This is a genomic window from Afifella marina DSM 2698 (assembly GCF_900102695.1).
GTDB classification, from domain to species: domain Bacteria; phylum Pseudomonadota; class Alphaproteobacteria; order Rhizobiales; family Afifellaceae; genus Afifella; species Afifella marina.
In genome coordinates this window covers 806187-819649 of the sequence record NZ_FMVW01000001.1, presented here as the reverse complement: position 1 = coordinate 819649, position 13463 = coordinate 806187, and the positions used below count along the sequence as shown (strand labels likewise).

Genomic DNA, 13463 nt, shown 5'->3' with positions numbered 1-13463 from the left:
AGCGCTGCGGAAGGAAATCAGGCCTCTTCGGGAAGGGCCACCGACAAGGCAAAATCGTGTCGCGGAGAAGCGACGGGTTTCGTCATGGTGATGCTGGTCGGGCGGTCATAGCCGGCATGGGCCGTCTCCCCGACCTTGACGAAGCCCAGCCGGGCGAAGGCGGCGTGGTTTTCGGTGAGTTCGACGCGCGTCTGCAGCTTGAGGAGGGAGCGGCCGTTCGCCCGCGCCCGCTCTTCAGCGAGCGCAAAAAGCTGTCGCGCCAACCCCGCGCCGCGAAAGGCCGGATCGACCGCGACCTTACCGATATAAAGGCAATCCGGCTCGAGCTTGAGAAAAGCGCAGCCGACGATGCGCCGCTCCTCCTCGGCAAGAAGAAGCGTCTCGCTCCCGGCCTTTTCAGCAAGCTCCGCCGGCCCCATGCGCAGGAGCGAGGACGCCGGATCGATCCGCGCCGCCATATAGGCGAAGCAATCCATCAAGAGGCGGTGCAGTTCGTCCCAACGATCAAAATCAGGATCGGCTTGGCGACAGATCACGGCCATCGGGGCGCGCCTTCGAAAGCGATCAAAACAGAAAATACCGCTGCGCCATCGGAAGCACGTCGGCCGGTTCGCAGGTGAGAAGGTCGCCGTTCGCGCGCACCTCATAGGTCTCAGGGTCGACCGCAATCTCCGGCGTCGCGTCGTTTAAGAGCATCGAGGCCTTGGAGATTTCGCCGCGGGTGTTCTTCACCGCCACGAGGTCCTTCGCGACGCCGAGCTTCGCCCTCAGCCCGTCATCGATCGCCGCCTTTGAGGCGAAGGTCACCGACGAATTCGTCAGCGCCTTGCCGTAGGCGCCGAACATCGGGCGGTAATGTACCGGCTGCGGCGTCGGGATGGAGGCGTTCGGATCGCCCATCGGTGCGGCAGCTATCGAGCCGCCGATCAGCACCATGAAGGGCTTCACGCCGAAGAACGCCGGGTCCCAGAGCACGATATCGGCACGCTTGCCGACTTCGACCGAACCGATCTCATCGGCCATGCCATGGGCGATCGCAGGATTGATCGTCACCTTGGCGATGTAGCGGCGTACGCGGAAATTGTCGTTGTCGCCGCTCTCCTCGGCAAGGCGGCCGCGCTGCACCTTCATCTTGTGCGCCGTCTGAAAGGTGCGGATCAAAACCTCGCCGACGCGCCCCATCGCCTGGCTGTCGGAGGCGATGATGGAAAACGCCCCCATGTCATGCAGGATGTCTTCCGCCGCGATCGTTTCCTTGCGGATGCGGCTTTCGGCGAAGGCCACATCTTCGGGAATGTTGGAATCGAGGTGGTGGCAGACCATGAGCATGTCGAGATGCTCGTCGATCGTGTTCCGCGTATAGGGCCTCGTGGGATTGGTCGAGGACGGCAGGACATTCGCCAGTCCGCAAACCTTGATGATGTCCGGCGCATGGCCGCCGCCCGCCCCTTCCGTGTGGAAGGCGTGGATGGTGCGGCCCTTGAAGGCGGCGATGGTGTTTTCCACGAAACCGGATTCGTTGAGCGTGTCGGTGTGGATCATCACCTGCACGTCGTAATCGTCGGCGACGGACAGGCAGCAATCGATGGCGCCCGGCGTCGTGCCCCAATCCTCGTGCAGCTTCAGCGCGCAGGCGCCGCCCTTCACCATCTCCTCCAGCGCGGCCGGCAGCGAGGCATTGCCCTTGCCGGCAAAACCGATGTTCATGGGAAAGGCGTCCGCCGCCTCGATCATCCGCGCCATGTGCCAGGGGCCCGGCGTGCAGGTGGTCGCAAGCGTGCCGTGGGCTGGGCCGGTGCCGCCGCCGAGCATCGTCGTGACGCCCGACATCAGCGCCTCTTCGATCTGCTGCGGGCAGATGAAATGGATATGGCTGTCGAAGCCGCCGGCAGTCACGATCTTGCCTTCGCCGGCGATCGCCTCCGTTCCCGGCCCGATGATGATATCGACGCCCGGCTGCGTATCGGGATTGCCGGCCTTGCCGATCGCTGCGATGCGGCCGTCCTTCAGGCCGATATCAGCCTTGTAGATGCCGGTGTGGTCGACGATGAGCGCATTGGTGATGACGGTTTCAACGGCGCCGTCTCCGCGCGCATGCTGGCTCTGGCCCATGCCGTCACGAATGACCTTGCCGCCTCCGAATTTCACCTCCTCGCCATAGATGGTGAAATCCTTCTCCACCTCGATGACGAGATCGGTATCGGCAAGGCGAACCTTGTCGCCGGTGGTGGGGCCGAACATGTCGGCATAGGCGGCGCGGGAAATTGTGGCGGGCATGGTGACCTCAGACAGGCACAGGCAGAAACAGAGAGGCTTCGACCGCTCGTCGGTCGAAGGAAAAAGTTGCTGCAGCGCCGAAACGAATACCACGCAGCGCGATCATGCAATCGGGAAAATCGGCCCGCCCAGCAGCAAAAAGTTGGGTTGCGCGGCGGACGTCCTGTCGGCTTTCCAGAACGAAGGGAGAGCCATCCAGAATACGGTCGAGAACATCAAGGATGGCGTCTTTCGAGGCTTTGAAGCGGCTCGTCAGGGTCCAAACCAGTTCCACGAGCACGATGTCCGATACGAAAAGCCCCTCGCTCGATGCGCTCTCAACCAGACGACGTGCTGCAGAGACTTGATCAGAATTGTCGTCGATGAAGACACGGATCAGGACATTGGTGTCCAGGCCGATCATGCCGCGGCATCCCGTTTGGCCCTCCGCCATGCCTGAAAATCACGCCACTCGTTCCATTCACGCAGAACCCTCTCATCCTCTTGTGCGAGATGGCCAGCAATGAACTCGTCCGCGTGCTCCGGCACGAACTCTTTGACGCGACCGATGCGATTGTCGAGGAGACCGAACAGCTCACTAATCGGCTTGTTGCGAGCGACGATCTCCACGCTGCCTTGTTCCTCATCAATGTAGAAGTCGACGATATCGCCGGCTTTCAGCGAAAAATGCTCACGAACAGCGACGGGAATCGTTACCTGGCCTTTGGAGCCGACTTTCCCTTCATAGTGTCTCATGGCCGCCTTCCCGACATTGTGAAAACAGTTCGACTTATAGCACGGCGCCCAGTCTTTCGCACATCTGCCGACCGCTTTCACTTTCGCCGACTTGCCGTCTATTTGTCGCCCAAAAGCGCCAGAAGCTGATCCGTCCGCTCGCGTGTCAGATCGGCTTTGCACGACGTCACAAGAAGCGGCTCCATGGTGCCGCCGCGGGCGGCAAAGCCGACAGAGGCACAATGCGCATCGCGGAAGACGATCCAGGTGCGTTGTGCTTCAAGGAGCGCTGCTTCCGCGCCCTTCAGGTCATCCGAAAGCTCGGCATCGAGCGCGCGGTAATACTCCAGAACCTTCGGCCACGCCTCGTTGAGAGCGGCGTCGGCCGCTTCGAATTTCTGTGCTGCACAGGCATTCATGTCGGTCTGCGTCTGCGGATCGGCGCACTCGGCCGCCCGTGCCGCGCCCGCGGCCGGCAGAGTCAGAAGGACGACAAGGGCGGCCAGGAACGTCTTCGATCGCGCCATCACATAATCTCTCCACATGCCGCGCTTCCACGGCTTCGAAACATCATGAAAGACAAGATGGCACAGCCGCAGCCACCGCGAAATGGTCCCTGAATGATCACATTTTCGGCCCCTCGAAACGCAGACTGGCTGAGCTTCCGACGCGCCCGCCGCATGGTGGGCCTGTCCCAACTCTGATGAAGAGGAAAGACCGATGCGAAAGATCGTTTCAACAGCAGCTGCGGCCGCTTTCGCCCTCCCGCTTCTGGCGCCCGCCGCCTTTGCGCAAGACGCAGGCACGCCCGCGGCCAAACCCGATCAGGCGCAGGCCGCTCAGCCGGCAGCGCCGGGAGAACAGGGGCGCACGCCGATTACCGTCGACAGCGTCGTCGCTTCGGTCGCCGATTCCGGCAACGCTGCCGATGCCATCTCCGACACCGACATCAAGCAGGTCGGCGTCGTGACCATCGACGAACGTGCCGGCGCGGACGCGGCCGCACGCGTCGATCAGGCCGTGGCCGAAAACCAGGACAAGGTGACGGAGTTGCGCGACACGCTCTCGCATCACCAGCAGCTCGGCCCGCGGCTTCGCGAAGGCGGGCTCGATGTCACGAAAGTGGTGGCCGCGCAGATGATGCCCTCGGGCGACCTCCTGCTTTTCGTGCGCAGCTGACGGGAGCACAAAAGGGCGCGGCCGTCTGAGCGACCGCGCCCTCTTTCATGGAATTAGATCCGGCGATTGTCGGCCGCACCACCTCGCCGGCCGAATGTCCGATCGCGCTTACAGCGAACCCATAACTTTCTGAGTGAAGCCGTAGACTTTGCGGGCGCCACGAAGCGGCACGAGCGTCACCTCGCGCCTCTGGCCCGGCTCGAAACGCACGGCCGTGCCGGCCGCGATATCAAGGCGCATGCCGCGGGCTTTCTCGCGGTCGAATACCAGAGCTTCGTTCGTTTCATAGAAATGGTAGTGCGATCCCACCTGAATGGGGCGGTCGCCCGTATTGGCGACCTCAAGGCTGACGGTCTCGCACCCTTCGTTGAGAACGATGTCGCCCGCAGCCGGAATGACCTCTCCAGGGATCATGGCACCATTACCTCTCTTCTCGCCGAAAGCCTCGTTCGGCCTCGTGTTCAGCGAACCGGCTGGTGGACCGTGACGAGCTTGGTCCCATCCGGGAACGTCGCCTCCACCTGCACATCGTGGATCATCTCCGCCACGCCTTCCATCACCTGGTCGCGGGTGACGACATGGGCGCCCGCCTCCATCAGATCGGCGACGGCGCGTCCGTCGCGCGCACCTTCGACCACGAAGTCCGTGATGAGGGCGATCACCTCCGGATGGTTGAGCTTGACGCCCCGTTGAAGCCGCTTTCGGGCGACTTCGGCCGCCATGGCAACAAGCAGTTTGTCCTTTTCGCGCGGGGTGAGCTGCATGGTCCTGTCTCAAAGCGTCCAGATTTTGGGCAGCGGACAATCCGCCAAGAGAATTCTGAGTGCGGGCACAAGGCGGCGTCGCAGCGCAAGGCCGTCTTCTGCTACCAGTCTAGCAAGTATTTTGCCATTGAAGGCGCTCGCCCCGCCTCCGGGCCCGAGTGCTGCTCGCAACGGCTTCACCATCCGCTCGCAATCGTCCGCCACGAGGAGAAGGCTCGCAAAAGCGCTGCCGCCCGCCAAGGTGGCACGTGCGCCGCCGAGCTCCGCGACGTCGCCGCGCAACGCCAGTTCGTCGGCATGCACGAGACGTCCCGCGCGGCGCGCCCGCCAGCTTTCCCGCAGATCGGCCCGCGTCACTCTTTCGCCCATGGCGCGGCGCCCAAGAAGCGTCGATTCCAGCGCCAGAAGCCGGGCGCCTTCGCCGAGCTCGGCCGTGATACGCCGGTGACAGGCCGCGCCCTGAAACGCGATCGTCTCCTGCGGCAGCCAGTAGAGAGTGGCGCCGGGCGCGAGATCGACATGTACGTCGATTTCGGCAACCCCGCTCTCCGTGCGGTAAAGCCGCTCGCAAGCGGGCGTCATTAGAACCGCCGTCGTCCCCTCGCCCATCGTCACCGAAATGGCGAAACGGTCGCCGCCGGTCAGACCGCCAGCGGTGTTGATGACGACCGCTTCGGGCGGCATGCCCGCGGGCACCTTCGGCAGGCGCCACTTCACCGATCCCTGGTGGAACAAACGGTCAAGACGGGTCGAACCGCCCGCGCGCTTGAAGGCAATCCGCGCCTCTGCCTCGACGCGCTGGAGGCGCGCAGGCGCTGCGGCATGCTCATCGGTGTCGACGTAATGTGAGGCTGGAGCACCCATTTCGTGGAGCATTCCCGCATGCGCGCAAGAAGTCGAGCTCCGATGCGGCCTGCACAAGATCAGTCGCGCCTTAGCGCGCCCAGAACGAGGGCGGCGAGCACCGTCTCCTTGAGGCTTTTCGGTCTGGCGAGCCCCATGCGATCGAGAGCCGCCTTTTCGGCAGGGCTCGTCTCACCGGCTCTCCACCCCTCCCGGAAGGTACGGGCGAGCTCGAGCCAGGCCCCCTGCTGCCGCTTCAGAAGCGACAAGGCTGGCAGCAGAGTTTGTTCGGCCTCGGTGAAATCGGTGCCGAGCGGGAAGCGCGGCAGATGCCCGGCTTGGCGGAAAGGCGAGAGAGCCGAAACAATGCGCTGCGGCGTGTTCTCCGCGGAAGAAATCCGGAAATCGCGCTCGATCTTGCCGGCCTTGCGGGCACGCTTCACGAGCCCGTCCTGAAAACGGCTGTCGGTGATCGCCAGCATGGCGGCAACCGTGTCGCGGTCGCTGCGGCCTTTCAGTTCCGCGATCCCATATTCCGTGATGACGACGTCCTTCAGATGCCGCGGCACGGTGGCATGGCCGTAGGTCCAGACGATGTTCGAACGCGGCGCGCCCTTGGCCATGCGCGAGGCCCGAAGCGCCATGATGGAGCGCGCGCCTTTGAGCGCGAAAGCCTGGGCGACGAAATTGTACTGGCCGCCGACACCCGAGACGACACGGCCATCCTCCAGCTGGTCGGAAACGACGGCACCGAGAAGCGTCGCCATCATCGCATTGTTGACGAAGCGCGCGTCACGGCGGTCGCGGCGCTTCTGCTCTTCACCGCCATAGAGATCGTTGACGAAGGAGATCTCGCGCATGGAGAGCTTCGCCCGCTCCGCCTCCGGCAGGGCCTTCAAGCGGTCGTAAAAACTCTGTGGTCCGAGAAAGAATCCGGCATGCAGGACGGCGCCATCCTCGGCCGGCCGCTTCAGGATGCCGGCCTCGAAGAGATCGAGAAAACCGTCGACGAACATTTCCGAGGCGGCATAGAGGCCTTCGCGAAACGGGTCGCAATGGCGCTCGCGTCCCGCAGGCGTCGGACCAAGCGCCTCGAGCGCGGCGCGGAAAACCTCCGGCTCGCGATGGCGCAGTATGAGCGCATGGGTGAGCGCATCGCCGATCGAGCCAATGCCGATCTGCAGCGTCCCGCCATCGGGCACCAGGCTCGCCGCATGCAGGCCGATGGCATAATCGGCGAGCGAAACGGGCGGTTTCGGTGTGACGAAAAGCGGATAATCCCCGCTTTCGAGGATAAAATCGAACTCTTCCGGCGCCAATTCGGCCGCGCCCGGCATGAAGGGGAGCTCGTTGTTCACCTCGCCAACCAGAGCGAGCCTTTCGCCGGCGGCCCGCCGCGCCCGGATCGTCGGCAGAATGTCGAGCGTCACATCCGTATTGCCGGAGATGCTGTAACGGGCGCTCTCCCCCTCGCCTTCGCGCGCCACCATCTGGCCAACGACGTTGACGCCGCGCTCCAAAAGATAGCCGACGGCGTGAGTGTAGTTGGCGGAGATGTATGTCTGCTGGGCGTGCGGGCTCGACAGGTACTTGCCGGCGAGAAAGAAGAACTCGTTGACCTCGATATTGGGCGGCAGAGTGCCCGCCCGCATCGGCCGCGCATAAACAAGGCGCGGAACGCCGGCATAGAGCCGCTCGGCGAGCGGGCCCATGAACCGCTTTTCGATCTCCGAGGAGCCGGAAGGCGGCTGCAGCGTCAAAGCGGTGAAAATCCTCAGGCGGATCGAGCGATCGGCTTCGGCCCGCCTGTACAGCGCATTGGCAAAATGGTTCGCCTTACCGAGACCGAGCGGCAGGCCGAGAACGATGTCGCGGCCTACATGCTCGATAACCCTGTCGGCGAGGGCGTCTGCGTCCGAGGAAACCTCAGGCGGCCGCACGCTGTTCCTGTCGGAGTTTTGTCCAGCCGTCGTCCGGCTTGAAGCGATCGCCATATTTTTCGGCCAGCTTGTCGAGCGCCGCCACAACATCGTCCACGCCACGAGCGCGGGCGTAATGGAGCGGTCCGCCCCTGAAAGGAGCAAAGCCCGTACCGAAAATCATGGCGCCGTCAAGAACATCCTCGTCCTCCACGACGTTCTCACGCAGACATGCCGCACAGGTGTTGAGGATCGGCAGGACCAGGCGATCCTTAAGATCCGCCGGCGGGATGGCCTCGTGCTTCTTGCCTCGCTGCGGCTTTCCGTCCTTGTCGTAGGAATAGAGCCCCTTGCCGGTTTTGCGGCCGAGCTCGCCCTTTTCGACCTTGTCCTTCAGCCATTGGGGCGCTTCGGGAATCGGCACAGGCAGGCGATTGCGCAACTCGTCGGCAACGGCGAGCCCGACATCGAGGCCGATATTGTCCATGAGCTCCACAGGGCCCATCGGCATGCCGAAATCCTTCGCGGCCTCGTCGATCACCTCCTTGTCGACGCCTTCGTCGAGCAAGAGCATGGCCTCCAGGAGATACGGCGTCAGAGCCCGATTGACGAGGAAGCCCGGCGAGGATTTCACCGGCGCCGGCAGGCGGTCGATCGAGGTGACGTAGGACATCGCGGCCGAAAGCGTCTCGTCCGACAGGCGGTCGTGTTTCACCACCTCGACGAGCTGCATCTTCGACACCGGGTTGAAGAAGTGGATGCCGACGAACCGGGAGGGATCTTTCAGGTCCGCCCGCAAATCCTCGAGCGGGATCGACGAGGTGTTGGTGGCGATGATCGCACCAGGCTTCATACCCTCTTCGAGACCCGCATAGATCTTCTTCTTCAGATCGAGCTTCTCCGGCACCGCCTCGATGACGAGGTCGGCACCTTTGAGCCCATATCCGTTCGGGTCGGGGATGAGCCGGTCCCAGGCATCGCGCGCTTTGACGCTGTCTTTGAGCGTCTTTTCCATCATCTTCCACGCCGGCTTCATCGCCTTGGCGATCGGCTTGATGGCAAGATCGGCGAGCGTCGCACGCATGCCGCTGCGCGCCGACCAGGCCGCGATCTCGCCGCCCATCGTGCCGGCACCAACCACGTGCACATGGCCGATATCGCTCTTCTTGGGGGCGAGACCCTTCATCTTCTCGCGCAGGAAGAAGACGCGGATGAGGCTTTGCGCCGTATCCGTAACGAGAAGATCGGCAAAGGATTTGATCTCGCCTTCGCGCATATTGTCGACGTCGCCGCCGGACGTCTCCCACAGATCGATGAGCGCGTAGGGCGCCGGATAATGCTCCTTGCGCAGCCGCTCTTCGACCTTCGACCGCATGCGGTTGGAGGCAAAACGACGCCCCGGGCCGCTGCTCAAGGCCTTGTCCTTCAGCCCCTCATGGGCGGCGGAATGAAGCTCGCCCCTGGCGACCGCGGCAACGGCAGCCGCCACATGGCGTTCTTCCGTGGCGAGATCGACGAGACCCAGACGCTTTGCCGAGCGGGCCGATTTGTTGCGGCCGGTCAACATCATGGTCATCGCCTCGGTCGGGTCGATGAGTTCGGTGGAGCGGAAGGTGCCGCCAAGGCCCGGATGCAGGCCGAGCATGACCTCCGGGAAGCCGAGCTTCGCCTCGCCGACCGCGACGCGGCGCTCGCAGGCGAGCGCGATCTCAAGCCCGCCTCCCAGGCAATTGCCATGAATGACGGCGACGGTCGGATAAGACACCTCGGCGAGCCGATCGACGACTTTGTGGGCACGGCGCAGCGCCGCCTCCACCTCTTCCGCCTTCGTCAGATTGCGGAACATGTTGATGTCGGCGCCGACGATGAAGCCGGATTTCTTCGCCGAGCGGATGACGAGCGCCTTCGGCGGATTGGCCTCAAGCTCCGTCAGGATGGCGTCGAGTTCCGTCAGCATCGCCTCGTCGACGACATTGACGGAGCGGCCCGGCATGTCGAGGAGAAGCCATTCGACATTGTCGGCGTCACGGCCGCGCTTCCACATTTTGTCGGCGGGCGCCATCTTCAGATCGACGGGCCCGGTTTCCATAAGGCGCGGCGACAGCGCGCTTAGCATGCGTCCCATGTCTTCCGTCCTCACATTACGCGTTCGATGAGCATGGCGCCGCCCTGGCCGCCGCCGATGCATTCGGTTGCAATTCCGCGGCTCTTGCCGGTGCGCCTCAAGGCGTTGGCGAGATGCAGCACGATGCGGTTGCCGCTGGTGCCGACCGGATGGCCGAGGCTGATGGCGCCGCCGTCGATGTTGAGCTTGTCGCGTTCGATGCGCCCGAGCGGATGGTCGAGACCAAGAACGTCGCGGCAGACGGTTTCGTCTTCCCAGGCGGCGAGACAGCCGAGCACCTGCGCGGCGAAAGCTTCGTTCAGCTCCCACAGATCGACATTGTCGAGACCCATGTCATGGCGCTGCATGAGCCGCGTCGACGACACGACGGGCCCAAGCCCCATGATGGCGGGATCGAGGGCCCCCCATTCGGAATCGACGATTTTCGCGATCGGTTTCAGCCCCCATTTCTCGACCGCCCTCTCGGAGGCGAGGATGACCCAGCAGGCGCCATCGGTGATTTGCGAGGCGTTGCCGGGCGTTACCTTGCCGAAAGGCCGCTCGAAAGCGGGCTTCAGCTTGGCAAGTTTTTCCACCGAACTGTCGGGCCGCACGCCGTCGTCGTGATCGTAGGCGACGCCGTCGCGATCGAAGGCCGGCGTCACCTCGTCGGCGAGCCAGCCTTCATTCTGTGCCCGGGCGAGCCGATGATGGCTTTCCGTCGCGTATTCGTCGGCCTGCTCGCGGCTGATGTCGAAGATCTGAGCCAGGATTTCCGCGGTCTGACCCATATTGAGTTCCGTGATCGGGTCGGTGAGGCCGCGCTCCAGACCGATCTGCGGCTTGAAATCGCCCGGACGGAACGACGTCGTCTTGCCGAGCCGGTCCCAGATGGACTTCGAGGAATTGAACTCGCCCAGCCATTCCACCGCATCGCGCTTCAAGATCATCGGCGAATGGCTGAGCGCCTCCGTGCCGCCGGCCAGGATCATGTCGCGGGTGCCGTCCTGGATGTAGCGGAAGGCCGTATCGATCGACTGCATGCCGGAGCCGCAATTGATCTGCACGGTGAAGGCCGGCATCTCGTCACCCATGTCGAGACGAAGGGCTGCGACACGCGCCGGGTTCATCTCATCGGCAATGACGTTGACGCAGCCCAGGATGACCTCGTCGAATTCCTTCGGCGAGAAAGGCTGGCGCATGAGAAGCGGTCGCCCCGCCTGCACGGCGAGGTCGACAGGCGTGAACGGCCCGGGCTTTCCCCGGGCTTTGATGAACGGGGTTCGGGCGCCGTCCACCAGATAAACTGGCTGGGTCATTAAGCGGTCCGTTTCAGGTCGTGAACATTGTTGGCAGCTTTGGACGGAGCATTGTCGCGCTCGTCCGGCAGTGCGCTGCCGTGGGTAAAGGCCTCGCCGGGGAAGGCATCGACGGCGATCACCAGATCGGCCGCGGCCTCGGCTTCCTTGAGGCGGCTCGCTTCTTCCTCGGAGATGAGGCTCTTCTTTGCGGCTTCGTCGGGGTTTCTCACCTTGGCCTCACGCAGCTTGCGGCGCAGCGGCTCGACTTCGACGACGAGTTTGAAAGCCCGCTCCAGATGCGAGATCGCCGCGTTCGGCTGTCCCTCGCCGAGATAGAGGCCGGAGGTCAGACGCTCGCGCGTCTCCGAGGGCTCGAGCAGGATTTCCGCACAGGTCTGGGCGAGTTTGTCGGAGGGGCCGGAGCGGCGGGCACCGAACGGGAAGAGCATGAATTTTGCGAGCCACGCCGCCGGTCGCGACGGCAGATTGTCGAGAAGCTCGGCAAAGGCCGTGCCGATCGCCTTGGTGCCGCGCGCGAAGGTATAATCGACGAGCGGCCGGTCGGCTGCGGGTTTTCCGTCGACCTCGAAGCGTTTCAACGTGGCCGACAGGAGATAGAGCTCCGACAGAATATCGCCAAGACGGGCCGACAGGCGCTCCTTGCGCTTCAGCGAGCCACCGAGGGTGAGGAGCGCCAGATCGCTCACGACAGCAAAGGCGGCCGAGTAACGCGACAGCTGGCGATAATGCACGGCGAGATCGCCCGCCTCCTCCGGCGCCGGCGCGAAGCGGCCAAACGTCCAGCCGCGACCCATCGCGCGGAAAGCGTTCTTGATGGCATGGCCGACATGGCCCCAGAAGGCCTCGTCGAACTCCTTGATGCCCTTGTCGCGGTCGGTTTCCGACAGCGCCATCATCTCCTTCAAAATAAAGGGATGAGCGCGGATCGCGCCCTGGCCGTAGATCATCAGATTGCGGGTGAGGATGTTCGCACCCTCCACCGTGATGCCGACCGGCACGGCACGATAGAGATTGCCGAGATAGTTTTTCGGTCCGTCGATCACCGCCTTGCCGGAATGGATGTCATAAGCGTCGTTGACGGATTCACGCATCCGATAGGTCGCATGGGCCTTCATGATGGCGGCGATGACGCCCGATTTGTAGCCCTGGTCGAGCGAGGCGCAGGTCATGCGGCGCGCCGCGTCGAGCTGATAGGCCGTGCCGGCGAGCTGGGCGAGGTGCTCCTGCACGCCTTCGAACTTGCCGACGGGCAGATTGAACTGATGGCGGATCCTGGAATAGGCGCCCGTGGTGCGCGCGGCAAACGAGGCCGCGGCGGACGACAGCGAGGGAAGCGAGATGCCGCGCCCGGCGGCCAGCGCCGACATCAGCATCTTCCAGCCTTTGCCGATCTGCTCCTCGCCGCCGATAATCGCAGACAGAGGTACGAAGACGTCCTCGCCGTGGACCGGACCGTTCTGGAAGAAGGTCATCGCCGGGATATGCCGCTCACCGCGCGTCACGCCCGGCGTGTCGGCCGGAATGAGGGCGACGGTGATGCCGAGATCTTCCTTGCTGCCGAGGAGATGGTCAGGATCCTTCATCTTGAAGGCGAGACCGATCACCGTCGCGATCGGCGACAGCGTGATATAGCGCTTGGAGAAGTTGAGGCGGATGCCGAGCACCTCCTCGCCATTGTGCATACCCCGCGTGACGACACCGGTATCGGTCATGGCGGCAGCGTCGGACCCGGCGTCAGGGCTCGTCAGGCCGAAGCAGGGAATCTCTTCGCCACGCGCCAGGCGCGGGAGCCAGTAATCGCGCTGCTCCTTGGTGCCGAACTGCATCAAAAGCTCGCCCGGCCCGAGCGAATTCGGGACCATGATGGACACCGCCCCCGTCACGCTCGCGGTCGAAACTTTGCGGATCACCTCCGAATGAGCGAAGGCGGAAAAGCCGAGACCGCCATATTCCTTCGGGATGATCATGCCGAAGAAGCGCTTCTCGCGGATGAAGTCCCAGGCCTCCTGCGGCAGATCATGGAGCTTCCAGTTGATGTGCCAATCGTCGAGCATCTCGCAGAGCTCGGCCACCGGGCCATCCAGGAAGGCCTGTTCTTCCGGCGTCAGCGTCGCGGGAGGCGTCGCAAGCAATCTCTCCCAGTCCGGCGTCCCGGTGAAGAGTTCGGCGTCCCACCAGACATTGCCGGCCTCGATGGCTTCGCGCTCCGTCTCCGACATGGGCGGCAGGATGTTGCGCGCCCAGCCGAAGAGGGGGCGAGTGATAAAACGGGCGCGAAAAGACATGTCTTGCTCCTCAATGCATGCGGTGCAAACGCGGCCGGACCGACCGGGTTGCAAGC

Annotated in this window: 13 protein-coding genes; 1 reads left to right on the top strand and 12 read right to left on the bottom strand. The window is 63.7% G+C overall.

Features of this window, described 5'->3' with window-relative positions:
- Positions 1–17: 17 nt before the first annotated feature.
- From BLP76_RS03810 to BLP76_RS03790, 5 genes are read right to left on the bottom strand one after another with little or no spacing between them, the layout of a single operon-like run.
- Positions 18–542, bottom strand: a complete 525-nt coding sequence (locus tag BLP76_RS03810) for a GNAT family N-acetyltransferase (RefSeq protein ID WP_092809659.1) — start codon at positions 540–542, stop codon at positions 18–20.
- Between the two features lie 22 nt (positions 543–564).
- Positions 565–2277: an urease subunit alpha gene (gene ureC, locus BLP76_RS03805; protein ID WP_092809657.1), complete on the bottom strand. Its 1713-nt coding sequence runs from the start codon at positions 2275–2277 to the stop codon at positions 565–567.
- Positions 2278–2284: 7 nt separating this feature from the next.
- A complete protein-coding gene (locus tag BLP76_RS03800; protein WP_170130389.1) occupies positions 2285–2680 on the bottom strand; it encodes a PIN domain-containing protein in 396 nt (131 codons plus the stop codon).
- On the bottom strand, positions 2677–3093 hold the full coding sequence (locus BLP76_RS03795) for an AbrB/MazE/SpoVT family DNA-binding domain-containing protein (RefSeq protein ID WP_171904366.1): 417 nt from the start codon (positions 3091–3093) through the stop codon (positions 2677–2679). The genes BLP76_RS03800 and BLP76_RS03795 overlap by 4 nt, the downstream gene beginning before the upstream one ends.
- Before the next feature lie 17 nt (positions 3094–3110).
- On the bottom strand, positions 3111–3518 hold the full coding sequence (locus tag BLP76_RS03790) for a lysozyme inhibitor LprI family protein (RefSeq protein WP_092809651.1): 408 nt from the start codon (positions 3516–3518) through the stop codon (positions 3111–3113).
- A 193-nt stretch (positions 3519–3711) separates the two neighbouring features.
- Between BLP76_RS03790 and BLP76_RS03785 the strand changes: the two genes are divergently transcribed.
- On the top strand, positions 3712–4170 hold the full coding sequence (locus tag BLP76_RS03785; protein ID WP_092809649.1) for a hypothetical protein: 459 nt from the start codon (positions 3712–3714) through the stop codon (positions 4168–4170).
- Between the two features lie 108 nt (positions 4171–4278).
- On the opposite strand, the gene BLP76_RS03780 is transcribed toward BLP76_RS03785, so the two are convergent.
- Genes BLP76_RS03780 through BLP76_RS03750 form a run of 7 tightly spaced genes read right to left on the bottom strand, consistent with a single transcriptional unit; the run spans position 4279 to position 13407 of the window.
- Positions 4279–4584, bottom strand: coding sequence for an urease subunit beta (locus BLP76_RS03780; protein ID WP_092809647.1), 306 nt, complete (start codon positions 4582–4584; stop codon positions 4279–4281).
- A gap of 47 nt (positions 4585–4631) precedes the next feature.
- A complete protein-coding gene (locus tag BLP76_RS03775) occupies positions 4632–4934 on the bottom strand; it encodes an urease subunit gamma (protein ID WP_092809645.1) in 303 nt (100 codons plus the stop codon).
- A 9-nt stretch (positions 4935–4943) separates the two neighbouring features.
- A complete protein-coding gene (locus BLP76_RS03770) occupies positions 4944–5798 on the bottom strand; it encodes an urease accessory protein UreD (RefSeq protein ID WP_092810134.1) in 855 nt (284 codons plus the stop codon).
- A gap of 59 nt (positions 5799–5857) precedes the next feature.
- A complete protein-coding gene (locus tag BLP76_RS03765; RefSeq protein WP_244514406.1) occupies positions 5858–7717 on the bottom strand; it encodes an acetyl-CoA hydrolase/transferase C-terminal domain-containing protein in 1860 nt (619 codons plus the stop codon).
- A complete protein-coding gene (locus BLP76_RS03760; protein ID WP_244514405.1) occupies positions 7704–9821 on the bottom strand; it encodes a 3-hydroxyacyl-CoA dehydrogenase NAD-binding domain-containing protein in 2118 nt (705 codons plus the stop codon). The genes BLP76_RS03765 and BLP76_RS03760 overlap by 14 nt, the downstream gene beginning before the upstream one ends.
- An 11-nt stretch (positions 9822–9832) precedes the next feature.
- Positions 9833–11119 (bottom strand): acetyl-CoA C-acetyltransferase, encoded by a 1287-nt coding sequence (locus BLP76_RS03755; protein WP_092809638.1) that lies wholly within the window; start codon positions 11117–11119, stop codon positions 9833–9835.
- A complete protein-coding gene (locus tag BLP76_RS03750) occupies positions 11119–13407 on the bottom strand; it encodes an acyl-CoA dehydrogenase (RefSeq protein ID WP_092809636.1) in 2289 nt (762 codons plus the stop codon). Before BLP76_RS03750 ends, BLP76_RS03755 begins: the two co-directional genes overlap by 1 nt.
- Positions 13408–13463 lie beyond the last annotated feature (56 nt).

Bases quoted from the DNA above. Each gene is read 5' to 3' on its own strand.
- BLP76_RS03750 (WP_092809636.1), bottom strand. From the start codon at position 13,407: ATGTCTTTTCGCGCCCGTTTTATCACTCGCCCCCTCTTCGGCTGGGCG.
- BLP76_RS03780 (WP_092809647.1), bottom strand. From the start codon at position 4,584: ATGATCCCTGGAGAGGTCATTCCGGCTGCGGGCGACATCGTTCTCAAC.
- BLP76_RS03755 (WP_092809638.1), bottom strand. From the start codon at position 11,119: ATGACCCAGCCAGTTTATCTGGTGGACGGCGCCCGAACCCCGTTCATC.
- BLP76_RS03775 (WP_092809645.1), bottom strand. From the start codon at position 4,934: ATGCAGCTCACCCCGCGCGAAAAGGACAAACTGCTTGTTGCCATGGCG.
- BLP76_RS03790 (WP_092809651.1), bottom strand. From the start codon at position 3,518: ATGGCGCGATCGAAGACGTTCCTGGCCGCCCTTGTCGTCCTTCTGACT.
- BLP76_RS03785 (WP_092809649.1), top strand. From the start codon at position 3,712: ATGCGAAAGATCGTTTCAACAGCAGCTGCGGCCGCTTTCGCCCTCCCG.
- BLP76_RS03810 (WP_092809659.1), bottom strand. From the start codon at position 542: ATGGCCGTGATCTGTCGCCAAGCCGATCCTGATTTTGATCGTTGGGAC.
- BLP76_RS03770 (WP_092810134.1), bottom strand. From the start codon at position 5,798: ATGGGTGCTCCAGCCTCACATTACGTCGACACCGATGAGCATGCCGCA.
- BLP76_RS03800 (WP_170130389.1), bottom strand. From the start codon at position 2,680: ATGATCGGCCTGGACACCAATGTCCTGATCCGTGTCTTCATCGACGAC.
- BLP76_RS03760 (WP_244514405.1), bottom strand. From the start codon at position 9,821: ATGGGACGCATGCTAAGCGCGCTGTCGCCGCGCCTTATGGAAACCGGG.
- ureC (WP_092809657.1), bottom strand. From the start codon at position 2,277: ATGCCCGCCACAATTTCCCGCGCCGCCTATGCCGACATGTTCGGCCCC.